Consider the following 25690-nt stretch of genomic DNA (forward strand, 5'->3'; position numbering starts at 1 on the left):
CTGCCTAAACCGAACAGGAATGTCAGTAGAATTGCGCGATCCGCTCAAATAAAAAGTTCCATTCAGTAAAAACTCTCCATTGAGTAGGATCGGAATGTGATCAAAGAAGCCCACTCTGCTGCGCAGTGTGAGCCGGTTATGATAATCTTTTATTTCGTTAACGTCTGTGTGATGAACGCTTGTGAATTTGTAAGCCAAGTGTGCAGGCTTTAAGTTTTCAAGTGTCTCTACAATGTATCTGGTGTTCTGCAGGTCATCCAAATTAACACGAAGGGAGAAATGATAGCGGCCTGTCGTTAGACGAACCACTGCGCTAGGGTTCTTCAAGAACCGGTTCACTGCTCTTTCTAGTGATGCATACGTGATCGGTGGAATGTTTGACATGAGATTCAATACACGTGCCCTGCGCAGCTCAATAGAATCACCTGACTCCCGCTGCACCTTCAGCATCCTTTCCCATCGATCCAATCCCCATGTTGCTGTGACCGGAAACAATTGATCAGTCATATCAAAAATAGAATCGTCTAGCCTTTCCATCTCGGGAGCTTCGGATTTCATGAGCTCATCAAAATCTGTGATCTCTGTGAGATAAGCAGGAAGGTAAGCTTTCATTTCATCAAGCTTGCTCAATGACGTTCACCTGCCCTAGACGCGGAATTTCAATGTCTTGGAGCGGCAAGTTTTTGGCTTCACCATTGATCAAGACATCCGCATAATCAGAGACACTATCCGCATGATACAAAATGTCATTGATCGCTGACATTCTGATCACATTTTCTTCAAAGGCAAGTGATTTTAGAAGAGCCTTGATCTTCTCCTCTATTTCTTGTTGAGCATCTTCAAGTGAATAGTCCATTTTAAGCTCCACCGATACGGACACCTCAACATCTTTCCACTTGGCGCTTTCGACAGTGGCAGTAGCCCCGATTGGTGCTTGGCCTTCCCCTTCTCCCGGTACAGGGTCAATATACTCTTGGACCTTATTGACGAGCAGATCCGTCGCCACATCAAAATTCCCGTCAGTGATGACAACTTTTACTGTGCCTTCACCATTCCAAAGTGGGAACACCTTCGCCCTGCCAACTCCTTCAACTTCTTCAGCCCACTTTTTATAGTGAGCTTTGTTGGCACTGACAGCCTCCCGCCTTGCCCTCATCAAGTACCGTTCATACAGCGCTTCATCGTCTTCTTCTTCTTGACCAGGTATTTTCAGCTCCTCAAAAATGACTGATTCTAAACCTGGTATGTTATCGAGTGATAAGAGCGGCAGCTCTGCAAAATTCCCATTGCCTACAGCACCAGTTGTTTCACACTTCAGCGTGCCGTCAGATTGATACTGGAAGTACAAATTGTCGATATAAAACCTTGATTCCGTTGGTATTCTGATACCTTCAGGTGAGACTTCAATGGACCATACAGCACTTGTGGCCGCTTTACGAGTGATCCCCACTTCTGCTGCTCGTCGATCTAAAAATTCCCCCTGCGCTGTATCTGCAAAGACAAGATCGAATACCTGATCTAGCCATATATAAGATTGAGCAAGTTCGGCAGCTGCAGGGGCCAACGCATTCCATATCACGCTGTTTTCACGTTTATCAATATCATCGGGTATACGTTCCAGCATTCGCTCCATGATGGCTTCATAAGACTGATCTTCAAACATCTTCGCCAATCACCTCCTCGATCTCCAAGGTTCCTTCATCTGTCACAACATCAAAGACCACCTTAAAGGCTGCACCCTCTTTAGTGATCTCAAAATCTTGAACACTTTCGATTCTTTCATCTACTAAAAGAGCTTCTTCAATGAGCCGCGGGATCTCCATTTCCTTGTATTCGTCCGTTGATTCTTCATCAGACACAGCTTCTTGAACCTCACATCCTACATCATGGCTATAAACAGCATGCGAATATCGTTCCGTTCTTAAGGCCATATAGACGAATTGGCGAATCGCATCAAGACCATTGATCTTTACATTGGTTAGACGTCCTGACTCGAAGTCGATACGGTAGGTGGTCGAAGGTTCAACAATATCCTCTTCGTCCTCATTCAAATCCTCAATCTCTTCTTCTGGAGAGAGTGCCATCATGAACCACCTCCTACTACTTTATCTAAGATGTAAAATATCTGGCCACCTGTCATCGCAATGACCATGACACTATCGCCTTCTTCGAGTGCATCATCTTCATCTTCGTCCAATCGAGCTGGCCACATTAACAGATCTTCCGGAATGATAAGTTTGTCATTTTCGTTCAGCCTGACATTAAGAGGGGAAACGGAGACAACATCACCAAGTATCAATTCCATTGGTGATTGTGCATCAACAGCATTGACGGCCAATCGCTTAATTGCCTCACTTAGTTTCATGTCTGGTTCCCCGTTGGGATTGTATTCTTTTCAACGACATCAATTGTCATGGTGTGTTTGGTTCCCTTAAATTCATGGCTGTCTTGATCAATCCAATACGTTTTCTTGATGCCGATATCCGAAATGATGATCCGGACAGGCATGCCGCTTTGCAGCTCAGGAATACCTAGAGCTTGGATACTTTTGAGTTCTTTTTTCACGCCCTTTTTCTGTGAGAGACGAACATCAGCCCTCTTTTGCAGCTGTGCCTGATTGATTTCCCCTGACACTCTTTCGACGTGCTGCAGGATGCCGTATTTACTTCTAGCAGCACTATCATTCGCCACAGCCAGCATCTCAATCTCTTTCTTTTGCGTAACAGTTTTCGGCTTGGTAGGTTTGGTCGTTTTCTTATCTTTTTCTTTATCTTTGTCAGTAGTCTTAGATTTCTTTTTTTCCTTCTTCAGCACCTTAATTTTTTCCACATGTGTCGCTCTCATCTTTACACGTGTGGCTGTTTCCTCAATCGAGGTGCTGTACTGATAATCAATGAGATTCACGCCTGATTCAATGACCCATACTTCGGACGGATCAGGCCACGCTCTTAGCCCCATCTTTCCTTTAGCAGAATAGATTTGATAGTTACGCCCTGTTTGCTTCTTTGTTTCTTTTAACGCCTGCAGGATGATGTCATAAAGGCTTGTATCGTTTTTGAATACAAGTGATTTAATGACATGGCCAGTGTTAGCGATCGACGTCATCGGGATCTGAAAATCTTGACCAAGCCGCTTCATTATCTGATCAGCTCTCTTATTGGAAAAGACATAGACATCCTGGTTCTTCACCAAATACTGAAGCATGTCGTAAGCAGTAAAAGTGATCTTTTCATCTTTGGGCGTTCTTGCAAATACTGTTCCTCTGAAAAGCTCTTTTCCCTTCCATTTGAAAAGAACCGTGTCACCCTCTTTGATGCTGTAATACTTTTGAGAACCCTGTTTTGTCACGATATTTGCTTGTATTGATCGGGGAGCTTGATACCTTTGACCACGAAGCGTGACGCTCTCTGTCACCAGCTCATACATGGTCCCGCTCCGCACTGCAAAGAGTTCTATCAATCAGATCACCCCTATTGTGGTATTTTTAATTTTTGACCAGGGAAAATCCAATGCCCTGGTTGTCTAATATTGCGTCTACTTCGTTTGATCATCGCAGCTTTATTCGCATTCCAAATACGCCGCCATTTTGTGCTGTCACCATAGAAACGGCCAGAAATATCCCACAAGGTATCACCCTTTTTAACGGTGTACACTTTAGGTGCGCTTTTTGAGCTGCGTTTTTTGCTGCTCTTTTTGGCTTTCCTTTTAATTTTTCTAGGTGATGCAGTTTTATATTCTTTAAGCTGCAGCGTGAATTCTCGATCACCAACATCATAAGTACCTTCATTGTGATTGAAGCTTTCTATGCTGCATTGCATATTTATTTTTGTCCCTGTGACAATAAAGCGTACAGGCTTTTTTGATTTCATGAATCGCTCTATTTTGGCGATCGCATTCTCTGGTGAAGGAATGCTTTTATATTCGGCAATTGGCGAATATTTCTTAGGAAAAAACGTTGTAAATGAAATTTGGCGAGCCCCTGGTACATCCAAAAATGTAAGCTCGCCAAATTTTGATACTTTGATAGATTCATTTTGTACGTTGTTGTTCAGTTCAAGTTTTTCAGGAAGGACAGGGAATCGTAATTTGTCCTTCCCTTGCGAAATCCAAAGTTGATATTTTGATTTAGCCATCGATCACGACTCCCTTCGTTCCTGTGTTGATTTCATTCTCTAACTCATCAATCAACATCTGTTTGATCTTCTCTGCAAGCCCTTCTGCATCTTGGCCATTATGATAATGCTGCTCACCATTAAAATTAATGATGATCTGTTTTGATCCACCAGAAGCAGAAGGTGCATTCGCTGTGCCAGCTGTTACTGTTTGCACCTGCCCTTGTGAAAGCTCAGATGATGCAGTGTTGGCCGGATCATATACGTCCATTCCTAAAGCCTGTGCAGCTTGAGCCAACAAGTAGCGACCACGTATGCCTCGTTCTTCAGGAATAATCCATTCACGCTTGTTTCCTTCACCGACTCTAGCTATCTGTTCCTGAGTGATCAGTCCCCCGTTTGCATAACCCTTATATGGTCCACCGTTTCTGATACTTCTCAATCCAGGCGTATTGTACACATTCCCATATCTGCCTTTGATGTAATTGATAGCAGCTGCAGCATTATGAATCGGGTTCCAGATGTCGTTCATGCCGCTTGCCTTATTAGAATTAAAGGTCGGATCAATGGTCTGCATCAATCCTTTAGATGGCGTTCCTCTTTTGGCGTTTGAATCCCATAGGTTGATCGCTTTCGGGTTTCCACGTGACTCATGCTGCGCGATCGTCATCAAACCAGGTAACCAGCTCATAGATGTACCGGTTGCCATCAGAGCTGCCATAAGCCATTGTTGAACACTCAGATTAGATGCGCCCATTCCACTAAATGCAGCAATTAAGGAACCGGCTTGATTCTCTGCGAATTTCTTTACATCAACTGAATCAAGACCTTTGACGACACCGATTGATGCGAATTTCCCAAGACTCATCATGACACGTGAAGGAGAATGAATATCTAATTCTTCTCTAAACGCCTGTTCTACTTTCTTCGCCATGTCCTTGGCCGCTTGTGTCACTTCGCTTCCTTTTGACCTCATACCGCTGTTGAATGAGTCAATCAGTCCACCGCCCCATGTAGGTGACTCTTGGCGAGCGGATAAGAAAGGTTGTCTTACATTTTGATCTAAGAATTGACCTGTGCCAGTTGGTGTCATGTTTTGACCTGCAGCAAAGCCGGTGACAGTTTGTGCTCCATACTGCGGAGTCGCTGCCTGAATTTGAGTAAATGGCTGCTTGATATTAGCTTGTTTCCACTGTTCAAGTGAAACCACTTTGCTGTTTAACCCTTTTTCAAATTCAGTGCTAAACTGTTCCCCATATTTTGATGCGTTGCCGGTCTCTCCAATTGATACTGATCCACTTGCAGAAGTGGAAACTGCTGAAGCAGCTGCCGGTCTCATAGGAGATGATGAGCTTGCTGGAGAGGTTGGTGATGCACCGTTTGGCACAACAGACATTCCAAGGTGAGAAGCAGCCTGAGCAAGCAACATCTTTCCTCGACCTTTATTGTTTTCAGTCGGGATGACAAACTCTTTCCCAGCCTCACCGATCCATGAAAGTGTTGGCTTTGTGATATAACCACCGGTGGCGTTATTTGCTGTTTTCTCTTTCTTTTTCAGGCCTGTTTTTTCTTCTCCTTTTTTCTCAAAGATATGAAATACATTTCCACTAATTTCTTTAACTTTACCAACTACATTCCCAACAATGTCAAATAAGCCTTTCCATGTGCTCGTTAACCTTTCAGCATGGTCTTTTAGCGGATTAAAAACATATTTTTCAAACCATGTACTCACTGTCTTCCAGATACCTTTGATAATTCTCCAGGCATCTTGGAATTTCTCCCACACAAAGGAAATCGCTGGTTCTGCATATTTTTTATATGGTTGCCATACATTTTCATCAAACCAAGTAGAGAGTTTTTCCCACGTAGTTTTAATCCAATTCCACGTGTTTTTAAATAGATTCCAAACGAATATAATGGCTGGCAAAGCGTAAGTTTTAAACGGCTGCCATACATACTCATCAAACCAAGTTGCAAGTATCACCCATGTTGTTTTAATCCAGTTCCATGTACCTTTGAATAGATTCCAGATAAACATGATTGCTGGAATGGCATATGTCTTAAATGGTGTCCACACATATTCATTAAACCATTCAGACAATACTCCCCATGTCTCTTTGATCCAATTCCATGTATCAACAAGTTTATTCCATACCCATCCAATGGCTTCTACTGCATATTTACCATATGGTTTCCACACTTTTTCCATAAACCAAGTTGATGCAACCCCCCATATGGTTTTAATAATGTTCCAAGCAACGGTGAAAACACCAACCACAAAGTTGATGATTGGTACGACAAAGTTATAAATAGGTATGAATACTTTTTCCATGAACCAGTTAGAGACTTTCTCCCAAGTGGTTTTAATTTTTGTCCATGCTTTTTCAAAAAAACCACCAATTGGTTCAGCAACGTTGTCATTGAACCAAGTAGAAATATCTTTCCAAGTATCTTTAATCCACTTGATTGCATCCTCTGACCATTTGACGATCTCATCCCATTTTTTCTTGATGGTACCGTTATCGAACATCTTTCCAATCCATTTGCCAAGATCACCGCCAAAGATGCTTCCTAAGATTCCACCGATAGCTGTTCCGATACCAGGTGCGATCATTGTTCCGATTGCGGCTCCACCAATACCGCCACCTAGATTCCCCATGAATCCACCGATCTTTTCGCCTTTGTTGTCATTATTCATGCCAATTAATTCGGTGGCGGCAATCAGCGTACCGAGGATAGGAATTCGCTTCCCAATGCTCTTTGCGCCCTTACCGATATTCCCTAAGAATCCACCGCCACGCCCTTGGTTTGGCGTTGTTGGACGTACCGGCTCCCCTCTATTGATCCAAGGCTGACGATATTCAGGAGGTCGTTGGTTCCTTGGCGGTCGCCCTGCTCCTCCAGAACCTCCAATTACACCACCGCTCGTTCCTGCTCCCATTCCTCCTCTTAAACCTTTGCCCCATTTGTAGGCAGCAAAAGCGCCAGAAAGAATGGATTTGAGCGGCTTTAATAACGTGGCCACTTTTCCGAGGAATGCGAGTGCAAATGCATTGGCAATCAAAGCACCAGCAATTGATCCTTCTCCTGTTAGGGCATTCCAGTTGATCTCGCCAATCTTCTTGGCGATCCGAATACCTAATTGCACAGGATCAAGAGCTTCAAGAAACGATTCAATGAATATCTTTCCTGCCTTTGCTCCTGCATCAGTGAAACTGTCCTCAGATGATTTGTCATCAATACCAAGTAGACCGTTGATAACACCGTTTATGATGCCGCCGTAAGTCTTCCCGACATTCTCGGCCATTTTGAAAAGACCAGGCTTTCCTGTCTTTTCCCACCATTGGCCAAAAACGTCTTTCGTATTATCAAGAACTAGCTTCCACCGAGTTTCAAAGCCCATTTTTCTGTATTTTTCTAGTTGTTCAAAGTGCTTCTTCAGCTTAGGGTTGTCCTTAAATTTCACTTTGAGTTCTTGTGTCTGCTTTTTGGTTAACTTCTCACCAGGAAACAGAATTTTAAATTGATCACCAATGAATCCGAAAACACTCTTTGTCGGATCAAGGAAGCTGTTAGCAAATTTCTTGCCCGCTTTTTCAGCTTTGTTTGAAAGATCGGTCAGTACAAAGGAATATTCTCCTCGCCACGTTCTGAAAGCTTCAAGAGCAGGCTGAAATGCAGCTGCAAGTCCTTTACCCCAAGGCATAAGGATGCTGTTGTTGATGAATGATTTGACACCAAGGAATAAGTTGGCAAGGTTGTCGGACATTTTGATCATCATGTCGTTGTATTTGCCAAATTCCTTCGTGACTTCTGGCCACGTTTTATTTATGTCTTTGCCGCTCTTTGCAAGTTTTTCGAGCTTACCTCTGGCATCACCAGAGATCGCCCCCATTTCTTGAAGAGCAGCCGTTGCGTCACCGATAGGACGCCCCGATTTAATGCCGTCATATAAACGCCCCATCCATAGCGCAACTTCTGAGAACGGCCGTTGAACACCTGCAGCAACGTCCCCGACTAGCTTCATGCCTTCTGTAGTCGATAGAGCGTTCCCTGTGAAAACTTGGAGGACACGAGATGACTCGAATATCTCATCACGAGTAAATGGCGTTTGACCAGCAAAGGCCGTCAGCTCGTCCAGACGTGCATCTGCTTTTCCTCTGCTGCCGAGCAGTGTTTCAAAAGCTGTGGTCATGTTCTGTCGATCCGCCACCATTTTGAGCGGCACAACAATACCGCCTGTTGCGCCGGCACCCACTCCAAGCAAACCAAGTGTGCTGGTGACAGCTGACACAATCCCCCGTAATGGTTTTGTGATAAGATCAAGGACCTTAATTGTGGTTGTGTAAGTCCGTCCCAAATGGGTATTTGCAAATGAGACAGCCCCACGTACTGGAGCGGTGAAACGATCAATCGCATTAATCGCCACCCTGTACTCAGTACCGAGTGTATTTCGAGTATAAGAAGCTATACGGCTTACCGTGCGCCGGACCATATCAACGGCTCTAATTGTATAGCTGTAGCCCCGACCAAGCTGACGCGCTGCGTATGATGCAATACGTCTGATCCCTGCGGTTGCACGATCATGAACCGTTATGGCAAATCGTTCTACTTTGCCAAATTTCCGATCGATGTAACGACGCAGCCGGACAAGTCCTGGTGTTGCCTGATCTTTAATACGCATCAACACGCTATGAGTACGCGGCATCTTGCGTTGTATGAAGCCATTGAACTTTCGTAGTGCTTTTGTGGCCAGATCATTTACATCAAGCGTCAGCTGATAAGTTCGAGCAAGGTCACGCAATACGAAACGCTGCACACGTCTTAATGCGATTGTGGCATTGTCTCTGATTCTTAAAGTGATTGGCCGCTCTGATCTGCGGCGCAATCTATCAAGGCGTTCTAGGTCCCCTCTGATCAAACGCAACTTACGCGTGATCCGGTCTTGTAATTCAAACCGAGCGGTTAAACGAGCCATGTCTTATCCTCCTTTCTTCGATTCCTTTTCAAGCACTTCTAATTTATGGGCTATTAACCCAAACAAAAAGGCCTTGAATTGCCTCGGCGCCTCATAGACCTCTAAGAGTTCAGACGGGGAGTAATGAAGCTCATGCATGCAGTAGTACAGATACACAGCCTCTTTGTTCCCGTCTTTTATTAGTTTTTTGCTTCTGTTTCAAGGTCCTCAATTTCATCTTCAAACCCGTTGACCTCAATTGCTTTGTTTAACCAGTTCGCATATTCACCGCCGACAGACAGGACACGCTTTGCCACTTCCACTGGATCTTGTGTGCTGTATGCTTCGCGCAGTTCTTTTGATTTGAAATCAGGGTAAATGGTTGATTCAACCGCAATACGTGCGTAAAAACGTTGAGAATCTAAGTCTTTCACACGTCCACGACCTTTAACATTTTTGAAAGTCGTGTTTTCTTTCTCCAGTTCATCGATGCGCTCTGTTGTGATCGCTTTGAATACGAATGGAATCACTTCACCCTTTTTATCAACAAAGCGCTTTGAAATGATTGATTTGATTTCTTCTGTCTCAGCTGTTTGTCCTGGCATAAAGAATGAAAGATCATATACGTTGTTTGTTTGTTTTTCGCTCATGTTTAAAAACTCCCTTTGATTTGTTTTTTTGAATACAAAAAAGCACATCCATTTTTTGAATGTGCTTTCCAATCTTTTCATGTATAATAGAGATCGTACAATTTAATTGAACGGCTTACTCAAGGGCGGTCTGGCTCATCCCTGTAAGAAAGGGGGTGAGGCTTATGTCAGCATTTGAAGCGATTAGTTTGATGATTGCTTTTGGGATTTTTACCGTAAGCATTCTGACTTTCGTCGTGACACTGTTGGCACTGTTAAAAAAGAAAAAATAGACCACCCTTGAGCTCCGCTAAAAGTTAAAGGGTAAGGTCTATTTTCAAAAAGATTTCTCTGCCTTAGGATTAAGCCAGCCCACTTGATGGGCCAAAAATTGTACACTCTGTTCAAAAGCTAGGATGTTTACGCATCCTGTCTTCTTTTTATTCTACGCAAGTTGCGATTTAGATAAACCAACCGCAACAAATAATTATATATTGATTATATATTCGATTCTCCTATAAATCAAACTCGAAGTTAAAAAGTATCCTTCAGCTTCTCAGGAAGATCAAAGTCCTCAAACGTGAAAGGAACCTCTTCCTCCAGCGCTTCCGAATCCACATCAAGACCCGCGATCTTTGCAGAATCAAAGTTCACATCAAACAATGTGACACGCTCAGTGCCACGAGCGGATGATTTGTCATCCAGAACAGCTTGAATAGTGAAGTATGGGTCTTCCCCTTTCTTCACATAGTTGAGCATGAGCTGAACGAAACGTGATGTGACTTTATAGAAAGTCGCTGTGCCAGTACCATTCGCACCGGTTGTCTTGTGACCGGTCATACGACGGCCCATGACATTGACCTCTGATTTGTTTTTCTCCACGTTCGCTTCAAATGTTTTAATAAACGCCAATTCCTCACCATCGAGGAAAAGACGCCCTTCCTTACCTGAAATGGTATTTTGAGCTTTAAAAGCCATCTTATTTCACCTCTACATTGAAATAGAATTTTTCAGCTGCATCAACTGGTTGAACAGCTAGATCAATCAAGAAACCGTCACGATCTTCATTCAAGCTGATCGTAATATCTGTTTCAGAATCAAAGCCAGTGATTCCAGATCCATCTTGGAGCTGCGTGAGATATTGCGTGATGAGTGTTTTCACCAGCTGCAGCCCATCATCCGATGCCGGAATATCGTTCCCATTTGCTTTGCGTAACTTAATCAAATCCTTCAATTCACGTGTCAGATCGTTGTTGATCGCATCAAGCACACGAATGATCTTGTTTTTAGCAAATGTCTTGTTCTTCTCGGTTGTGTAAGTCGTTAAGGAGTTGATATCCTTCTCAACGCTTACTGTGCGATCTCTCGCATCAAACGTGAACAAGAATTCGCCTTGTGATAAGCGATATTCCACTTGATCATTATCAAGACGCTCTAACGTATCAACAGCCCCTTCATATTCAACGAATGTCAGTGACTGATTGAAGTTTGCTCCTGCAGATGCACCGGCCACCCATGCAGTTGCTTTGGCTGGTGTGATCTCTGTGCCGTCTTCTAGCAACACACCGCTTGTGACATTGATAATTCCTTCATGATCAGCCGGATAGTTTGCCAAAACTCCTTGCACCTTACGCCCTTGATCATCACGCAGCCGCTTGATGAAAGCCACAAATGTCGCTTTTAACTGCTCGCTAGTGTTATTAGGCAGCGCGATCACGTCAAAGTATTCTGTTTCAGCTGCTTCCAGGAATGCTGTGTAATCTGCCACGCTTGGAACACCATTTTTCCCACCGCTTAGTGTGACACCAGCGGTGATTGTCACTTCACCTTCACCAGAGAACGAAACATATTTGTTCTGCTTCAGCTCTTTGACATCAGTGACAACCTGCTTATCAACAATGTCTGTACCAACGTAAGTCACCACATCACGCTTGGAGCTATCCAATACGTTTTCAGTGACTTGGATCGTGACCTCATTCCCTTTCTGTCCACCATAATTAGCAAGAACGTTGAAATTCTCGCTGATCTGAGCCTTTGCAGGTTCACCCTCATTCAAGCGATATAAAAGAACCGTCTGTGCTTTTTTCTTCGCTTCTCGGAAAAGAAGAAGCGACTTGTCATCGATGTTTAATCCGACTTTTTTATTTAAGTCCTCGATGCCTGAGATAGAGATAAACGTCTTTGGCTCTCCCCAACTCATTGTGATTGGGAGCGCAACGGTTCCGCGATCACCTAACGTGATACGTTGCTGTGCTGTGGTTTTGAAATTGAAGTAGATACCAGGACGCTTTTTCTCTGTACCTGGTGTAAAAGTACCTCCATTCATGCTTAAACCTCCTTAGACAAAAAAGCATCAATCTGCTTCTTTGCTTCTGTTTTTGTAATTGGTTGATCTTTGATATAAAAAAGAGCACCTTCAAGGATTTCAGGCTTTACGCCAAACAATTCCTTGCTGTGCTCCTTTAAGGCTTCAAATGAAAAGCCAGGTTCCTTTGGAATAACCGGTGTCACTTTTTCTTCTTTCACCGGCTCGTTTTTATTCTTGGCCACTTTTTATCACCCCATCTGAAAAATTTATGTCATCAAGGCTTGGCTGCTCATCTCGGTTGTACCAATAGGCACTATCCCATGTGAGGACAATTGTTGCCACGCCTTGATCACCATTCCTAGTTTCTGCCCTCTTAATGCGAACATATTGATCGACCGGTTCACCTTCTACACTGACCATCTGGATGATATTCCGATCAGCTGACAAGGCATCTACAATCGATTCAGCTGCATCATGAGCCTGCTCAGAGTCCTTGTGAAACACTTTAATATGCAGCGTGTATGTTTTGAGGAACGTTGAAACAGTATCGTTTCTTGTATTGACCCATGCTGCTGGAAAGTACATGGATGGGACCTGAAATTGTTCAGGAATTTTCTTTTCGTAAACCTTCACCGGAAACTGCTTGTAACAATAATTCATGATGGCGCCGACTTCTTGATTCATCTAATCACCGCCCAAATTTTTCATCGATCCATTGCTGCAGCTTGCGATCTAGTGATTGTTCAAACATCTGCCCGAAGATGCTTAGAGCATTATCCCAATAGCCGCTGCCCTCAACCCACTGGAACTTTAGAAGCATTCCTGTTTCAGCGTTTGGATCGTATTCAAAACGATCACCAACCCATCTGCCAGGAACCCATCGTCTATCCTGATTCTTGGAGGGATCAATGGTAAAGTGGCCATCGTTTGTGTAAGATGCATATTCCAAGTTGGTCCCTACATCCAGGGTGAGACCACCGCTGCTCATAGAAAATACGTTTTCTTGGTCTCCCTTTTGAAATGAGTTAAGCAAGCGACGAGCATCTACCGTTTTTGTACGAATGACCTCATCCTGAACAATATCTAGGAACTCATAACCCATTCCTTCAAGCCACTCTTCATACTCTGCTTGCAAGCCGCCATTCACCGCAGCATTCAAGTCCTCAATGAATTGATCAAGACCATCAATCCTCATAGGCTTTCACTCCTCATCGCTACCACCTCAATATGATGGTTTTTGATCCGTCTGGGCTTTTGCAGTTTCAAAGTAATGCCTTCCCATACTACTTTGTCATTTAGACGAACATCAGCAGTAATAGGAAAATGAACAAGGTACGATTGATGAATGGTTGCGTTTGGCTCCTGCTGTGTGATGGATTGGTTTTTCTCCGTAAAATAACATGGCTGCGCAACTTGATCAGGCTCATCAGGATATGAAAAGAGCGGCTGCGCATCTTGGACAGGTATTCCATAGCGATCTTTTGACAGCTGCTCTGTTTGCAAGTGATATATATCGCATCGATCCGTTAATAACGATTGATAGCTCATAGCGATCTCAACCTTAATTTGACGCTGCCTGGATCTTCTGGCGGTTCTCCCGGCTCAATGAAATCTATCAACAGGTTATACACATCTGGCTTTGTAACGGCGTTCCCGTCTGCCAGTGTGTAAGAGTAGTCGCCAATCTTTTCTGACTTATACCCTTTGATGATTGATTCATCACCGTTGATCAACGCGAAGAACTGCGCCATTTTAATCAATGCGATCTTTGCCTTTTCAGGAAGCGGCTGATATTTTTCACTTGTGAACTCATGACCTACGATCTTAAATACCTCAGCTTCAGCTTCGATGATGTCACATTCCAATAGTTCATCCGAGCGGTTTTTCACGCTCTCGAATACGGTATACGCCCTAACATCTTCAGGAGAGATCAGCATCAGCCTTACTCTCCTGTTTTTTCTTGTTGCTGTTGATGCTCAAGGATGAAGGCAATTCTTTCACTCTTATCTTTGAGCTGAGTCGGATCGCCGCCAAGATCAATAACAATGGCTTCTTGTTCAGTTTTGTTCATGCCCTTCAGTTCTGTTTCAGTGTAAATTTTTACTTCTTGTGCCGGTTCTTCTTCCTCTTTCACCGGCTCATCCGTTTTTGGATCATCAGCAGGAGCTTTTACTTCCTTACAAGCAAAAAACTCATTGCCATCGAGATATTGAAATACCTTTTTCTCAATCTCTTTCTCCTGATTTAAATGAAAGACATGCCCCATCACAGAGTATGTCTTTCCTTTGATCAAAACCGCTGTATACATGTTGATCACTCCTTGACCTTAATGATCTTAGCAACAGCATCCTCTTCCTCAAATTTGCTGTCCAGCTTCGCAGTCAACACAATGATGAATTTACGATTACGGATGTCTTTATCTACCTCAATACGGATATTACGAGAGAAGCCTAAGATGATGTTTTTTGGATGAGTCAATAAAATGTCTGAAACATCTGTGCCGTCCGCATCATACGGTTGCATATTTGCAATTCCTTTGACTGGAACACCGAATGCAGAAGAAAGCCCACCTTGTACTGCTGCATCTCCTAAATTTGTTTGACGATCGGCCACTTTGTCTTTCCATTCGACCTCTTGCCCTGGGGAAGAATAGAAACGGAACTCTTGTGGGACTCGCAAATATTTTGGTGGAACAGCTTTGTATCCTTGTTTGAATACTTGGCGTGTAAGTGGTTCACCAGCAACATCTACGATATGAGATGTCGCTTGCTTGCGGATACCATCAAGCTGCGCAAGGTAAGTATCAGATGACGATGTATCACCATTTAAGATCAATTCTTCAATATCTACTGCAGCTCGTTCAGCCAGCATTTGCATGATGGTGTTTTGCAAAGCATCGCCCTCGATGTTGTTTTCAAGTGTGTCATACGTAATATTCACTTCTGCAATGACTTCTTTTGCATTAAGCTCCACAGTGCTTGTTGTTGGTGCAACTCGATCACTTGCTGGAACTGCTTTTCCTTCCACACCAGGACGAAGAATCCGCTGACCAAAACCGATTTTTTCGATTTTTTGTGCATCGCCATCCATCGGAATGACACGTGCATCTTGCAGCAATGTTGGTGCATTTTGCACCATACGAATAAATGTGCTAGATTGGGTTGGATTCATTAGACCGCCTGTTTTTAACGTCCCAAGCGTCACTTCCGCTTTGTTAATTACCTCTTGATTTCTCACTCTAGTTCCTCCTTTTTCTCGGCTTAAAGCAAGCCGCCCCATACCGTTTCAGATTTTTGTAAGTCTTGTTGTTGTTGATCTCCTACTCCATTACCTTGCGGACGTGCTTTTTCAAGCGCTTCGACTCTATCGACCACTGGTGCCAATGCCTTTTCTACAGCTGCGGCCATTTCTTTTGCAACAGCTTCATCCGGCTGATTTTCTTGCGGATCAGGTTGCTGCTCGTTTTTGCCTTTTTCAAGGTCATCCAGACGCTTTACAACCGGTGCAATTGTGTCATCTAGCATCTTTTGCAAATCTTCTTTTTTCACGTCTTCTTCCTCCTCCTTCTCTTCCGCTTGACTTAGTAAGTTGTCAATAGCGGCTCTTGCATTTTTCAGTTCAGTTAAGTTAGCAGCTGAAAACTTTCGGCCAGCTTTTACGACTTCTTCAGCTGGATCAGTTTGGATCCCAGCCAAGTCATCAGTAAGCAGAATCTCTTGTGTGATTTCAACAAAGTCTTCCAGTGCTGACCTAACCTTTTCAGGATCAGTCTCCAAGTCTTCATCGTCGTAAGAATCCCATTTATACAAAACGGAATTCAGCGCATCTTGTGCCGCCCAAAACTCACGACGCATGCGGCCTTTGTCGTATCTGTTCTTTACTTCTCCTTTTGATAAAAAGAAGTTTTTGAGCAAAGAAAAAAGCCCCTTCTCTTCAGAAGCGGGCTCACGCTCTTCTTTTCCTATGTCTGCTGTTCCGGCCATTGAATATCCGGTGATCTCGCCCTTTTGAATCTGGTTCCAAATATCTTCGGAAGCCTTTGTCACAAGGACCCAGGACCCTTTTTGAATCAGCTCTCCGCCCATTTCAAAGTCGGAAGGAGCGATATAAGATTCAACGACTTCCCCGACACCGCTTTGGAAATCATGCTGCTTGTCGATCTCACGTGCGTCCTTCAGGAACCCATGAGCGGCTTTTTCGATTTCCGCCGGTGTCATGTAATCTCCATGCGCATCTTCCACATGAGGCTCATATACAATACCGTATACAAGCCGCTGCGCATCATCAGCTTTGGCAATGACCTTGATTTCTTTCTCAAAATCATTTTCTTTTTCTGATTTCATAAAAAAGAACTGCTTTTGATTAGCAGCCTTGTCCACGTATGAAACGTGTGTGATTTTTGCATTTATCAATTCACGTGGCAATTCATTCACCTCCTTTCAAAAGAAAAAACTGTCTTTTAATCAGACAGTTTTTCACCACTCATATAATAATCGCCAGTAATTTCTTTTAGAGCTTTAATTAATTTGAATACTATTGTTAAGTACCTGATAGCTTCTTCAGTATCAAGAGATACTGCATCTGGGTTTTTAACAAGATCATTCCTTAAATGCCAAGTCCCAAGAATACTATTTGCCATCGGAGCTGATATATAGTCATTAAAAAGAAGATCTTTCACTATCTGCGGTATATCCTCCATTGTTTCCTTGTTTAACCTAACTAGTGAATATCTTAGTTCTTTCTCGAGTTCTAACCAAGCTGAATAGACAGCTTGCTCAGGGGATTTTTTGGCCAAATTCTCATAAAACCTTTGATTTTTGATTTCATGTTCATTAGTTTTAGCTTCAGTATTTACATGTTCATTCATATTAAATTGATGTTCTTCATCATTTTGCCTGGTTTCAATTTCTTTAGTTGCTAGTTCAAGATTAATTAAATCTTCCTTAAACTCAACTTGTACAACATCTTTATATTTAAAGCTCAGTAAGCTACCAACTTTATTAAGAATACCGCTTAATGGCTCTTTGAAAATACTAATCACTATAACCAAAACTGATGGCCAAACCATAGAATCTATAATCTTAGAAACGAACTCCAACCAATTCATATATTCCCCTCATTCCCAAAGTAATGAGGATATTATACTATTTCATTCCATGTTTTGTAAGACTCTTCTTCTAATCTCTTCTTTTTCCTCAGCTGACAATCCTAGAATAACAGGATCAACCACAGGACCAACAGCACAATGACAGTTCACTCGCTCTTTGGGAGAAAGCTTGGTATCTCTCGGAAACATGCACCGCTCTCCGCTGCCTGGTATCTCAAATTCTTCATCGAGAGGGATGATTGTTCCATCCAGCTGCACATGACTATCCCTCGACTGATTCTTTTTCCCTCCGCTGTGCTTCCACTTCTTCCCCGTTACTGCCGGGGATTGGACATAGGATTCATGTTGTGCAACAGAAGAAGCGGTCAACACTTCTGTGACAGCTGTGACACGTGCGCGCTTCCGGTTGAATTCAGGAAGGTCCTTCAGCTCAAGTTCAACCTCCTGGATAGAGCGGCCTTCTTTTATCCCCTCTTTCAGCGTTTGCTCAATGGACGTATGAGTATTCAGCTGCATCAGCTGCGCCAATTCCTGTGACCATGATTCAATCCACTCTTCGGTTCTTTCAGATAAGACCTTGAATGGAATATCAGCATCGATGGAATGCATAATCTTCTCGGCCAGTTGCGTGACCGTCAGCGTCAAGAAAATGGCCGTTTCTTTTCCAAACAGCTCCGCAAATTCATCAGCTGCAAACAAGTCATTTTGGAAGAATGCTAGAATTGATTCTAACGTCTCCGAATCGTCCTTGGATATAAAACCATTCAGAGCATTTAAAAACGTCCTGCGTTGCAATCTGAGAAGTTTTGCGGTGGTTTTCTCGTACTCTTCCACCAAAGAGGGAACGTCCTTCAGTTCAGGGAAATCAGCTACAGCTGCTTCTAGTTCTTCAACCTCATCCGATTCCGCTTTTTGCACAAAGGTATTGATGTTTTTTATCAGCTGATCGATCTTGCTCATTTGCTGATCTCCTCTAGTTCATCCCTAACATCTTTTAAGAGATGGACCAGTTCTTCCTGAGAACCTGCTGACTTTTGAAAAACCGTATCAAGCAAGCTAGTTGATGCCTTTGGCTTCGCCTCAATTGGTCGGTGATACTCTTCCTCTGGCCATTCTTCAAGTGTCTTACCAAGAATACGGCCAGCCAGATCACGCAGATCATTCGGTGAAACCGCTCCTGCCTGAATAAACGGTGTAAGAACCTTTGCAATTTCGAGCGGATCACGAAAGTCTGGACCATTTAATATAAGCCGCACATGCCAGAGATCAAGATCAGGAAGAAAGAGTGTATTGAGCTTGCCAGTGATGATCATTCGCTCTGGCTGAAATACCTGTTCCTCAGTCGTCTTACGAGCGGTGTCAGCTGTGGCCTTGTTATAATCCTGTGATTCGCCTGTGTAGATCGGCGGCAGACGGAAAGAAGAACGTATCTTGTTTCTCGTCTTCTCGTCGTATTCAAGGAACAGCGCATCCTCCTGGAGAATCTCGGCCAGTGATTTTATTTCAACTTTAACAGGTGCTGGGTCTTCATCATTGCTTACTTCGTCCTTTTTCTTTTTAGGAATCCCTTCGACTTCAAGCAAAAGAAACTTATGTGCATTGTCTGAACCTTCAATGCCGTTCATGTACTCTTGCAGCTGTTCGTATGATGCTTCAGACAGCATGCCATTTTCCACTGTAATTGCAGCCGGCACATGACGACCTTGTTTAAAGTACAGATAGTTCAGCTCTTCAGCTTTACGCGCACCGTACATATTGACGATGTTACCAATCCAACGAGGAACACCATATGTACCGCTGCCGATCTTGAAGTGAATGACTTCGCTTGCTACAAGTTCAGGGGGGGTTTTTTCGCTATATTCTCCTGTAGATGCATTCATTGTTCTTGGATCTCCGTATTCCTTAAAGAAAACTTTTTTAGTGTTGACCTGCTGCACATACTTTCTGAACCGCTTCATTCTTTTGAGAGATTTGACTTGACCCTGATCGGTATATTTAAAGTCAATTTCGACAGGATCGCCTATCTTACATATTCGCATGTGTTGAGCATCCAAATACTCGATCCCAGCTGGTTGCCCTGTACCATTACGTAACACTTCAAGAAAGCCATTCCCTGTCCGCTCTCGATCTTCTATCACATACCCTAGAACCACTTCGGCTGATTCATCATAGTTCATGTATCGGACAAGCTCCTCAAGCCTCGTCCATTCTTTTTCAGCAGCGGATTTTTTTGCTTCTGGTGCATCCTCAGCGTTAAAGTCGAAAGTGTATTCAACTCCCAATCCGAATCCAAGAATATTCGTTTTATATGCATCGATGCATTGCTGAAGAATGGTAGAATACTCAGCTATTTGTTTGAGCTCTGTGATATTGTACGGTGGCTCGATCAATCCATCAGCTCCATAGTTAAAACTATCATCATGAATTTGTTTCGTAGTTTGAGAGATGTCTGCTTTAAACACAGTAGCTTTCACATGTTTTGTCATAGCCTTCTCATCGACCTCCTATCTCTGTTCGGACGTGTCCGCTCTTTAGGCTGCTCTTTCAGATCGGTGACCTCATAATCATCTAACGCATACCAGATGGCTGAAAAAGTATGAGGGTCAATCTGAAACTCGTCCTCTATGATATTGCCGCGCTTGTCTGTCTTGTACGTGAGCGGCTGAAGCTCATAGATCGTGTTTTTGCATGAGTCAGAACATATGATTTTCTTGAACCGCTTGATCTTCTTGGTGTACTGCAAGCGTGATCCTTGGAACTTATGAGCGGCCACCATGTTGTATCCCATCTTGCGGAAATATGCGATTGTCTTCTGCTCATTATCAGCCTTGATCAGCTCTTTAGTTTCGACGAACTCTTTCAAGTCCTCGACAGTTACGTCATCAGTTTTGCCGCGATCGTAATACTCCCAATAGATATATAGATACTTCTTCTCGTGATCCACAGCCAACCTGACAACTGCGTTATATGAATCAACGAAACCAAAGTCCATGCCCGCTCTAAGCAAAGGACGATTAATATTTGAAATGGCCAACATCACATCTTCATGCGGCTGCACCTCGAATTGTGGCAGCACACGAATTCCGTTAATGCCAAAATGACCTTTTCGAGCTATGCGATAAAGGTCGGGATCGTATTCTTTTAGTTCATCCAGCTGCTTGATATAGCTCACAGGTAGAAACAGGTTATCTTCTGCCGTTGAGTGGTGATAGTACGTATCGTTGATAGCGATCGTTCGCTCTTTGTATAACCTTTCATCATCCAGGATGAAGCGATTGTTTTGATCATCCTTAAAGAAATGTCTGTACGTCCAATTATCCTGGCCGACAGGGTTCGTCGATAGGATCATGTGCAGCTGTAACGTTGGATGACGCAAACGACCAAGCAGCTCCTTGAATCCCTCATACTTCACTTCTGAACATTCCTCAATCCAAATGATCGAGATATTGTTGATCGACTTCAGCTTGGTAGGCTTGTCCAGACCTTTGAAAATGATCCGGCTGCCGTTGTGAAATTTAAGCATGAGCGGTGATGTCCTGCACTGAATGACATGATCGAGTCCAAGATCATTCACGATCTCTTCAAATAAAGAAAACGTTGAATCTCTGTGTGTGTCATAGACTTCACGAATCACAAGAGCGGTTCGCTTTTCATCTAGTAATTTCAGAATGAGCTTCAGGGCAATATGATAGCTTTTGGAGGAGCCGTAACCGCCCACCAAGAATTGAAACTTCTGATCCCAATCAAAGAGAAAATCTTCAAAGTGTGGATTGACTTCCTTCTCCATCATTTGAACCATCAGCCATCACCTTTATTCTTCCGCTTAATCGTTATTTGTACAGAATCATCGACAGGTCGAGCGGTGATCCGCTCCAGCTCTGCCTCCCTCGTTCGGTTTGCAAGATCAAGGCCACGAAGCCTCAATTCATATTCAGACATTGTTTTCATTATGTCGACTTTCTGCCTAATGGCTTTATCACGTTGTGCGGTCACACGTGTCAGAGCATCTTCTATGCTCAATATCTTCTCCAGCAGCGGTGAATCTGTCTCCTCAATCTGGACCACTGCTAGACGTTCATTAGTTATTGGAACAGCTTTAATCAGACCATTTTTATCTGGAGCCTGTACAACGTCTTTCATCTTCCTCATTTGTTGCAAGACTGTCCGCTGCTTATCAGTCAATCCATTCTCATATTTAGTGATCAAGCGCATCATTCTTGTTTCACGAACGCTCAATAATCGTATTGATAGATCAATTTGGTACAAAGGATCAGTCTCAATCTCAGTAAAAAGCTTCTGTTCCTTTTCATCCATGTACTCAAACATGATCGTTTCATATTCACCGGTTTTGAATGAATTCTTGTTCCCTTTAGGAGCTGCGCCACCCCTATTGCCTTTAGCATTTTTATTACCAGGTGGCGCTTTCCCCCCTTTATTACCTCTGGCGTTTTTACTCCCTTTCGGAGCGCCAGGGCGTTTAGTAACGTTACCATTGGATTTCCCTTTTGGTTTAGTAACGTTACCATTCAATTTCTCATCCCATGAGTCTTGGTTCTTCCATTTGCGGATAAGTGTTTGAGAACACTCTAATTCTTCAGCAATGTCTTTCAGTAAGCGGGTTCCATTGCTTTCATTCCACAATTGGAATGCCTGATCTCTTTTAGGATTTCTCGGTCTAGCCATTACATATCACCCACCTCCGAGCTACTGAATTAAGTTTGAGTTTGTTTCATAAAAAAACAGTTCTTTTAATTAAAAAGAACTGTTAGGAAACGAGATATTTACACGTTAACGTGTTTACAAACCTTATACTCACCATAACCAACACATACCTCTATACAACCTAGTGCTTCTACAGGTTTGACAGTGATTTCTGCATCTACCTTAAATTCTGGTACTGGAACCGCAGAAGTTTGGTTGATTACTTCATGTAGAATATTCGATTCTAACGCTCTAGCAAACGAATCATAAGTGTGAACTTGAGACAAATGCTGATGAATGTAATCCTTTGTTAAATTTTGTGGCATTAGAAAACAGCTCCTTAATTTTTGTATTGGCCAATCGACATTAGATTACTCTTCCCTATCAAAACATATAACTAGAAATTTCTAGAAAATCCTATTCATGCTTCTGAAGATCGATGTCGAGTTCTATGAGCTTCTTCAGATCTTCTACTGAAGACAATTTGATGTTACCTTCTTTAAAATCCCTCACCCATTGAGAGATGCAAGCCTGTGCAATTTTTCGGTAGTTCTCTTTTGATTTATCTATACCTTCAGCCTGTTCAGCTTGAAGGATCATAAGCATTTCCGTCTTTTCTTCGTCAGAAAGGGAACGTGTGTTTGTATTCTCTATTGTCATTCTCCCTTGCCTCCATTACAATAGTGGATGAGAGCGTGATATTTCCTACAAACGCGGCCGCGTCTTGATCACGCTCTTAGGCAGGGAGTTTCTTTCTGTCTTTGAAAGGGAGGGTGTTGTCAGCACCCTCTTTTTTTATTTAAACCATTGCAAATGTATCTGCTCCGCTATTCTCTTCATCATCACTGGAGGCACACTCATGCCGCAGACATACTGCACTGAAGCATCCATAAAGTCATAATCCAGTGGGAAAGATTGCATCAGAATAATATCCCTTTCAGAGATATAATAAGGTTCATCGTATCTAATGAAGACAGAACCGCTTGCCAGTGTTGGTGGAACTAAACTGTTTTTAACTAATACTGTATTGAAATTCCGCTCTTTACCTTCTGTTCGTTTAGTGATGTCTCCAATGTTGCCATCGGACGGACGCCGCTTAATCCATCTTTTATATGTTTTACTTGATTCATTCAGCCTTGATCCATGTCCACTTCTAAACTCTCCATATGTGACGGGTGGTTCATTGAAAGCCAATTTCAACGGTGGCAGGTTCAGGTCCTTTCTGCGGCCAATGAAAAAGACCCGCTCTCTTCTTTGCGGGACTCCCATTGTGGCAGCGTTCAGTAGGAACAGCTGAACGTCATACCCTATTTCTTTTGCACGCTCTATGACAAGTTTCACATACCCTTTAGCTTTTCCTTTGATCATGCCGCTTACGTTCTCAGCTACAAAAGTTTTAGGCTTCAAACGTTCCACAGCATCCAGGTAATGAAAGAACAGATCGTCTAGTTTTTGGACAGCTTGTCCCTCTCTGAACGCCTTTTCTCTTCCCCAATCCTCTTCCCTTTTACCTGCAGTTGAAAATACACTACATGGTGGCGATCCATCGAATACATCAAGATTCATGAGTTCTTCAGGAAGATCGGAGAGCGGGATCTGGTTAAACTCTCGAATGTCCATGAGATAAGGATATTTCGGTTTGTGATTCTTTTTGTATATTTTCATCATCTGCGGATCGATCTCGCAGTTTCCCAGCAATTCAAACCCTGCTAATTTGTAGCCCATTGAGGAGCCACCACCGCACGAGAATGTACTGAACACTTTCAAATCGTTGGAAGGGATGTTTTTAAGATCACTCAATTTCCATCTGTAATTCATGTTCACGCTGCCACCTACTCATTAAAAGAGAATCCGCACTTAGGACATGTATGCTCAAATTGGTCATCTCCATATTCATCAAGATCGATCTCATGACTCTCAGATACTGCTCCACCTTGACCTGTGTGTTCCAAATCATTCAGAACATCCTCTAATTCTGCGTCACTGAATCCCGTTAAGCTTAGATCATATCCTGATACCTCTAAATCCTTCAGCAGTTCAGTAAGTTTATACTCATCCCATTCACCGTCTATCTTATTCAATGCGATATTCAGTGCTTTTTCATCTTGTTCATTAAGCGATACAACTGATACAGGAATTTCACTTGGATTTTCCTCCATCAATACTTTGAAACGTTGATGACCTCCTACGAGATGACCAGTCCGTTCATTCCAGATGAGCGGATCAACGTATCCAAACTTTTCTATAGATTGTTTTAGTGAATCGTACTCGGGATCTCCCGGCTGCAGATCGATGCGGGGGTTATATGGTGATGGGTTAATTTTATGTACGGGAATTGTTTTGATATTCATCGCTGTTTCCTCCTATAAAAACAAATGATGCCGCCCTGAAGGCGGCATCAGCTGCTTACTTGATGTAAAATTCCGATGTGTAGAATGTTCCAAGGGTTGCAACATGATTTCCCTTTTTGTCGTAGCGTTCTACATCCACCCTAAAGCGATAAGTGCCTTTTTTGTTACCAAATGACTCTTTGATATCGAATTCATCGTACTGTTTTTCGCCTGGATTAAGCGGGTTAGGTGAATTCGTCTTGATTGTAACCCATTTCCCTTCTACTTTTCGTTGAGGAATAAGGTTTGGACCAGCACTAAAGTCGTTGTGGTTTTGCACCGCAATTCGTACGACCTTATCCTCTCCGATTTTGTGATTTGCTTTTGTTGGATTCGCAGATACGCCAAATCCTGATGCCATGCTCATCATCTCCCTTTTTAAATTTTTGCGCTCCTATCCCTCACCAAAGCACCTGCAGCCATACACCCAAAAGACGACTGTTCCCATTAGGTTATTGTTTTCTCCGGATACGGCCGCCTAGTCGTTGGTAAGTTTCGCGTCTCGTTCCCATGATTTCTTCCCAATCTCGCTTTGTTATCGGATCAGCATTGCTCTTCTTCTTTCGATTAGAACCAGGAGCAATGCGCTTTAATTGCTTCGTTGTTTCTACAGATAAAGAATCTCTGATCTTCATGTTCATACTCCCCTTGCCGAATAAGCACCACCTTACGCTATTCGCTTAAATAGATTTTGAAATGATGACTACACTCCGAGAGGATGCCAAGTACAGTCAATCATCAAATAAAATGAAAAACTGTCCTCGATACGGCCGCCGCAGACCAGCTGCTATCCAGGCTCAGAATGTCCCTCTCGTATGGCCACATTCCTCAACACCTTTGTTCCGTATCCAGATACGCCATTGATAAGGGAAAGGCGCGTCTCCCAATAAAAAAAGCGGACACCAATCAAGGCACTTAGAGTGCTCAATGATCAGCGTCCGCAGGTTCTTCCTTCTGGACAAAATATTCACGTTCGTTTTGCTTGTCTCTATCATACGATGATCCACTTAGGAAAAAAGGTCCCCTTTTTATCCCCCTTTTTGTCGGCTTTTTATCGGTTTTTTATCGGCAATGTAAATAAAAAACAGCACTCATATGATTCCGAGTGCTGTCGAAAGGTTAAACGTCGCTTGCTTCTTCAATTTATAATACCGGTCTTTCTTCAGACCCAGTTCTTCACACACCTCCAAATCCTTTACCACACGTGATGTCAGGTATTTCATCCGGATGATGTCTTGCTCTATTTCGTCTAGGCTGTTTTCTAGCGCTCTTTCTATCTGCCGGACCTTCAGTTCATTTAAAACTTCCTGGTTCCTGAGAGAAGGAAAAAGGCCTGTTGCGCCGTTTGCCTCCTGTTCCTTTCTGTTTTCCTCCAACACCTTCAGGGCTCTATAGACCTTCAGCTCTTTGATAAGAGCATTTCTGACTTGTTTCTCATCGATCCCTGGCAGTAAGGACAATTGTTCAGCTCCCATTTCCTCAACCT

Annotated in this window: 31 protein-coding genes and 1 pseudogene; 1 reads left to right on the forward strand and 31 read right to left on the reverse strand. The window is 43.1% G+C overall.

Annotated elements, in window-relative coordinates; all coding sequences use genetic code 11:
• Positions 1–189 precede the first annotated feature (189 nt).
• The 9 genes and pseudogenes from ACTJJQ_RS17675 to ACTJJQ_RS17715 all read right to left on the reverse strand — a co-directional run.
• Positions 190–630 (reverse strand): annotated as a pseudogene (locus ACTJJQ_RS17675) (YmfQ family protein); the annotation flags it as partial.
• Positions 617–1663, reverse strand: coding sequence for a baseplate J/gp47 family protein (locus ACTJJQ_RS17680; RefSeq protein WP_336737376.1), 1047 nt, complete (start codon positions 1661–1663; stop codon positions 617–619). The gene ACTJJQ_RS17680 and the pseudogene ACTJJQ_RS17675, both read right to left, overlap by 14 nt.
• A complete protein-coding gene (locus tag ACTJJQ_RS17685) occupies positions 1656–2084 on the reverse strand; it encodes a DUF2634 domain-containing protein (RefSeq protein WP_336737638.1) in 429 nt (142 codons plus the stop codon). Before ACTJJQ_RS17685 ends, ACTJJQ_RS17680 begins: the two co-directional genes overlap by 8 nt.
• Positions 2084–2365, reverse strand: a complete 282-nt coding sequence (locus ACTJJQ_RS17690; protein ID WP_212049104.1) for a DUF2577 family protein — start codon at positions 2363–2365, stop codon at positions 2084–2086. Before ACTJJQ_RS17690 ends, ACTJJQ_RS17685 begins: the two co-directional genes overlap by 1 nt.
• Positions 2362–3459: an XkdQ/YqbQ family protein gene (locus ACTJJQ_RS17695; protein ID WP_440600452.1), complete on the reverse strand. Its 1098-nt coding sequence runs from the start codon at positions 3457–3459 to the stop codon at positions 2362–2364. Before ACTJJQ_RS17695 ends, ACTJJQ_RS17690 begins: the two co-directional genes overlap by 4 nt.
• An 11-nt stretch (positions 3460–3470) precedes the next feature.
• Positions 3471–4133, reverse strand: a complete 663-nt coding sequence (locus tag ACTJJQ_RS17700) for a LysM peptidoglycan-binding domain-containing protein (RefSeq protein WP_410685460.1) — start codon at positions 4131–4133, stop codon at positions 3471–3473.
• Positions 4126–9090, reverse strand: coding sequence for a transglycosylase SLT domain-containing protein (locus ACTJJQ_RS17705; protein ID WP_440600453.1), 4965 nt, complete (start codon positions 9088–9090; stop codon positions 4126–4128). Before ACTJJQ_RS17705 ends, ACTJJQ_RS17700 begins: the two co-directional genes overlap by 8 nt.
• A gap of 3 nt (positions 9091–9093) precedes the next feature.
• On the reverse strand, positions 9094–9240 hold the full coding sequence (locus ACTJJQ_RS17710; RefSeq protein WP_106156954.1) for a hypothetical protein: 147 nt from the start codon (positions 9238–9240) through the stop codon (positions 9094–9096).
• A 29-nt stretch (positions 9241–9269) separates the two neighbouring features.
• A complete protein-coding gene (locus ACTJJQ_RS17715) occupies positions 9270–9719 on the reverse strand; it encodes a phage tail assembly chaperone (protein WP_106025143.1) in 450 nt (149 codons plus the stop codon).
• A gap of 164 nt (positions 9720–9883) precedes the next feature.
• On the opposite strand from ACTJJQ_RS17715, the gene ACTJJQ_RS17720 reads away from it, so the two are divergent.
• The gene (locus ACTJJQ_RS17720) at positions 9884–9991 is read left to right on the forward strand and encodes a putative holin-like toxin (RefSeq protein WP_235340267.1); all 108 of its coding nucleotides are present in this window, start codon (positions 9884–9886) and stop codon (positions 9989–9991) included.
• Between the two features lie 241 nt (positions 9992–10232).
• Here ACTJJQ_RS17720 and ACTJJQ_RS17725 read toward each other — a convergent pair whose 3' ends face one another.
• The 22 genes from ACTJJQ_RS17725 to ACTJJQ_RS17830 form a co-directional block, all read right to left on the reverse strand.
• Positions 10233–10676 (reverse strand): phage tail tube protein, encoded by a 444-nt coding sequence (locus ACTJJQ_RS17725; protein ID WP_440600454.1) that lies wholly within the window; start codon positions 10674–10676, stop codon positions 10233–10235.
• Between the two features lies 1 nt (position 10677).
• A complete protein-coding gene (locus ACTJJQ_RS17730) occupies positions 10678–12024 on the reverse strand; it encodes a phage tail sheath family protein (RefSeq protein WP_046343258.1) in 1347 nt (448 codons plus the stop codon).
• A gap of 2 nt (positions 12025–12026) precedes the next feature.
• Positions 12027–12209 (reverse strand): hypothetical protein, encoded by a 183-nt coding sequence (locus ACTJJQ_RS17735; RefSeq protein ID WP_234833592.1) that lies wholly within the window; start codon positions 12207–12209, stop codon positions 12027–12029.
• Positions 12210–12234: 25 nt separating this feature from the next.
• Positions 12235–12690, reverse strand: a complete 456-nt coding sequence (locus tag ACTJJQ_RS17740) for a phage tail terminator family protein (RefSeq protein WP_436483131.1) — start codon at positions 12688–12690, stop codon at positions 12235–12237.
• Between the two features lie 4 nt (positions 12691–12694).
• Complete coding sequence (locus ACTJJQ_RS17745) at positions 12695–13201, reverse strand: HK97 gp10 family phage protein (protein ID WP_096881275.1); 507 nt, start codon at positions 13199–13201, stop codon at positions 12695–12697.
• Entirely contained in the window at positions 13198–13554 is a 357-nt protein-coding gene (locus tag ACTJJQ_RS17750; protein WP_436483129.1) for a DUF3599 family protein, read from the reverse strand. The genes ACTJJQ_RS17745 and ACTJJQ_RS17750 overlap by 4 nt, the downstream gene beginning before the upstream one ends.
• Positions 13551–13943: a protein YqbG gene (gene yqbG / locus ACTJJQ_RS17755; protein ID WP_436483127.1), complete on the reverse strand. Its 393-nt coding sequence runs from the start codon at positions 13941–13943 to the stop codon at positions 13551–13553. The genes ACTJJQ_RS17750 and yqbG overlap by 4 nt, the downstream gene beginning before the upstream one ends.
• A gap of 5 nt (positions 13944–13948) precedes the next feature.
• Positions 13949–14314: a YqbF domain-containing protein gene (locus ACTJJQ_RS17760; RefSeq protein WP_435028331.1), complete on the reverse strand. Its 366-nt coding sequence runs from the start codon at positions 14312–14314 to the stop codon at positions 13949–13951.
• A gap of 5 nt (positions 14315–14319) precedes the next feature.
• Positions 14320–15243, reverse strand: coding sequence for a phage major capsid protein (locus ACTJJQ_RS17765; RefSeq protein WP_008361939.1), 924 nt, complete (start codon positions 15241–15243; stop codon positions 14320–14322).
• A 23-nt stretch (positions 15244–15266) separates the two neighbouring features.
• The gene (locus tag ACTJJQ_RS17770) at positions 15267–16430 is read right to left on the reverse strand and encodes an XkdF-like putative serine protease domain-containing protein (RefSeq protein ID WP_440600455.1); all 1164 of its coding nucleotides are present in this window, start codon (positions 16428–16430) and stop codon (positions 15267–15269) included.
• Between the two features lie 35 nt (positions 16431–16465).
• The gene (locus ACTJJQ_RS17775; protein ID WP_242730408.1) at positions 16466–17113 is read right to left on the reverse strand and encodes a hypothetical protein; all 648 of its coding nucleotides are present in this window, start codon (positions 17111–17113) and stop codon (positions 16466–16468) included.
• 42 nt (positions 17114–17155) lie between these two features.
• Complete coding sequence (locus ACTJJQ_RS17780) at positions 17156–18073, reverse strand: phage minor head protein (protein ID WP_330545924.1); 918 nt, start codon at positions 18071–18073, stop codon at positions 17156–17158.
• Entirely contained in the window at positions 18070–19599 is a 1530-nt protein-coding gene (locus ACTJJQ_RS17785) for a phage portal protein (protein ID WP_440600456.1), read from the reverse strand. Before ACTJJQ_RS17785 ends, ACTJJQ_RS17780 begins: the two co-directional genes overlap by 4 nt.
• A complete protein-coding gene (locus tag ACTJJQ_RS17790) occupies positions 19596–20900 on the reverse strand; it encodes a PBSX family phage terminase large subunit (RefSeq protein ID WP_440600477.1) in 1305 nt (434 codons plus the stop codon). Before ACTJJQ_RS17790 ends, ACTJJQ_RS17785 begins: the two co-directional genes overlap by 4 nt.
• 11 nt (positions 20901–20911) lie before the next feature.
• Positions 20912–21796 carry a phage terminase small subunit gene (terS, locus tag ACTJJQ_RS17795; RefSeq protein ID WP_440600457.1) on the reverse strand — a complete coding sequence of 295 codons (885 nt, stop codon included), beginning with the start codon at positions 21794–21796 and terminating at the stop codon, positions 20912–20914.
• A 98-nt stretch (positions 21797–21894) separates the two neighbouring features.
• Positions 21895–22140 (reverse strand): hypothetical protein, encoded by a 246-nt coding sequence (locus ACTJJQ_RS17800; RefSeq protein WP_216099076.1) that lies wholly within the window; start codon positions 22138–22140, stop codon positions 21895–21897.
• A gap of 91 nt (positions 22141–22231) precedes the next feature.
• Positions 22232–22474 carry a hypothetical protein gene (locus ACTJJQ_RS17805; protein WP_216099077.1) on the reverse strand — a complete coding sequence of 81 codons (243 nt, stop codon included), beginning with the start codon at positions 22472–22474 and terminating at the stop codon, positions 22232–22234.
• A 135-nt stretch (positions 22475–22609) separates the two neighbouring features.
• Positions 22610–23632 (reverse strand): DNA cytosine methyltransferase, encoded by a 1023-nt coding sequence (locus ACTJJQ_RS17810; protein ID WP_440600458.1) that lies wholly within the window; start codon positions 23630–23632, stop codon positions 22610–22612.
• A 14-nt stretch (positions 23633–23646) separates the two neighbouring features.
• A complete protein-coding gene (locus ACTJJQ_RS17815) occupies positions 23647–24165 on the reverse strand; it encodes a ParB N-terminal domain-containing protein (RefSeq protein WP_440600459.1) in 519 nt (172 codons plus the stop codon).
• Between the two features lie 55 nt (positions 24166–24220).
• Positions 24221–24565 carry a structural protein gene (locus tag ACTJJQ_RS17820; RefSeq protein ID WP_440600460.1) on the reverse strand — a complete coding sequence of 115 codons (345 nt, stop codon included), beginning with the start codon at positions 24563–24565 and terminating at the stop codon, positions 24221–24223.
• A gap of 91 nt (positions 24566–24656) precedes the next feature.
• Positions 24657–24839 (reverse strand): hypothetical protein, encoded by a 183-nt coding sequence (locus tag ACTJJQ_RS17825; RefSeq protein ID WP_374998256.1) that lies wholly within the window; start codon positions 24837–24839, stop codon positions 24657–24659.
• A gap of 456 nt (positions 24840–25295) precedes the next feature.
• The gene (locus ACTJJQ_RS17830; RefSeq protein WP_269104337.1) at positions 25296–25679 is read right to left on the reverse strand and encodes an ArpU family phage packaging/lysis transcriptional regulator; all 384 of its coding nucleotides are present in this window, start codon (positions 25677–25679) and stop codon (positions 25296–25298) included.
• Positions 25680–25690: the final 11 nt, after the last annotated feature.

It is taken from the genome of Bacillus sp. 22483, assembly GCF_052044605.1.
GTDB lineage: Bacteria > Bacillota > Bacilli > Bacillales > Bacillaceae > Bacillus > Bacillus altitudinis.

Coding starts and splice junctions, on each gene's coding strand:
- ACTJJQ_RS17745 (WP_096881275.1), bottom strand. CDS start 13,201: ATGAGGATTGATGGTCTTGATCAATTCATTGAGGACTTGAATGCTGCG.
- ACTJJQ_RS17830 (WP_269104337.1), bottom strand. CDS start 25,679: ATGGGAGCTGAACAATTGTCCTTACTGCCAGGGATCGATGAGAAACAA.
- ACTJJQ_RS17825 (WP_374998256.1), bottom strand. CDS start 24,839: ATGAAGATCAGAGATTCTTTATCTGTAGAAACAACGAAGCAATTAAAG.
- ACTJJQ_RS17815 (WP_440600459.1), bottom strand. CDS start 24,165: ATGAATATCAAAACAATTCCCGTACATAAAATTAACCCATCACCATAT.
- ACTJJQ_RS17800 (WP_216099076.1), bottom strand. CDS start 22,140: ATGCCACAAAATTTAACAAAGGATTACATTCATCAGCATTTGTCTCAA.
- ACTJJQ_RS17720 (WP_235340267.1), top strand. CDS start 9,884: ATGTCAGCATTTGAAGCGATTAGTTTGATGATTGCTTTTGGGATTTTT.
- ACTJJQ_RS17775 (WP_242730408.1), bottom strand. CDS start 17,113: ATGAATTGGTTGGAGTTCGTTTCTAAGATTATAGATTCTATGGTTTGG.
- ACTJJQ_RS17790 (WP_440600477.1), bottom strand. CDS start 20,900: ATGGAGAAGGAAGTCAATCCACACTTTGAAGATTTTCTCTTTGATTGG.
- ACTJJQ_RS17760 (WP_435028331.1), bottom strand. CDS start 14,314: ATGTATACAGCGGTTTTGATCAAAGGAAAGACATACTCTGTGATGGGG.
- ACTJJQ_RS17700 (WP_410685460.1), bottom strand. CDS start 4,133: ATGGCTAAATCAAAATATCAACTTTGGATTTCGCAAGGGAAGGACAAA.
- ACTJJQ_RS17725 (WP_440600454.1), bottom strand. CDS start 10,676: ATGGCTTTTAAAGCTCAAAATACCATTTCAGGTAAGGAAGGGCGTCTT.
- ACTJJQ_RS17805 (WP_216099077.1), bottom strand. CDS start 22,474: ATGACAATAGAGAATACAAACACACGTTCCCTTTCTGACGAAGAAAAG.
- ACTJJQ_RS17690 (WP_212049104.1), bottom strand. CDS start 2,365: ATGAAACTAAGTGAGGCAATTAAGCGATTGGCCGTCAATGCTGTTGAT.
- ACTJJQ_RS17780 (WP_330545924.1), bottom strand. CDS start 18,073: ATGAGCAAGATCGATCAGCTGATAAAAAACATCAATACCTTTGTGCAA.
- yqbG (WP_436483127.1), bottom strand. CDS start 13,943: ATGCTGATCTCTCCTGAAGATGTTAGGGCGTATACCGTATTCGAGAGC.
- terS (WP_440600457.1), bottom strand. CDS start 21,796: ATGGCTAGACCGAGAAATCCTAAAAGAGATCAGGCATTCCAATTGTGG.
- ACTJJQ_RS17810 (WP_440600458.1), bottom strand. CDS start 23,632: ATGAATTACAGATGGAAATTGAGTGATCTTAAAAACATCCCTTCCAAC.
- ACTJJQ_RS17680 (WP_336737376.1), bottom strand. CDS start 1,663: ATGTTTGAAGATCAGTCTTATGAAGCCATCATGGAGCGAATGCTGGAA.
- ACTJJQ_RS17740 (WP_436483131.1), bottom strand. CDS start 12,690: ATGAATCAAGAAGTCGGCGCCATCATGAATTATTGTTACAAGCAGTTT.
- ACTJJQ_RS17705 (WP_440600453.1), bottom strand. CDS start 9,090: ATGGCTCGTTTAACCGCTCGGTTTGAATTACAAGACCGGATCACGCGT.
- ACTJJQ_RS17715 (WP_106025143.1), bottom strand. CDS start 9,719: ATGAGCGAAAAACAAACAAACAACGTATATGATCTTTCATTCTTTATG.
- ACTJJQ_RS17685 (WP_336737638.1), bottom strand. CDS start 2,084: ATGGCACTCTCTCCAGAAGAAGAGATTGAGGATTTGAATGAGGACGAA.
- ACTJJQ_RS17730 (WP_046343258.1), bottom strand. CDS start 12,024: ATGAATGGAGGTACTTTTACACCAGGTACAGAGAAAAAGCGTCCTGGT.
- ACTJJQ_RS17785 (WP_440600456.1), bottom strand. CDS start 19,599: ATGACAAAACATGTGAAAGCTACTGTGTTTAAAGCAGACATCTCTCAA.
- ACTJJQ_RS17750 (WP_436483129.1), bottom strand. CDS start 13,554: ATGAGCTATCAATCGTTATTAACGGATCGATGCGATATATATCACTTG.
- ACTJJQ_RS17820 (WP_440600460.1), bottom strand. CDS start 24,565: ATGGCATCAGGATTTGGCGTATCTGCGAATCCAACAAAAGCAAATCAC.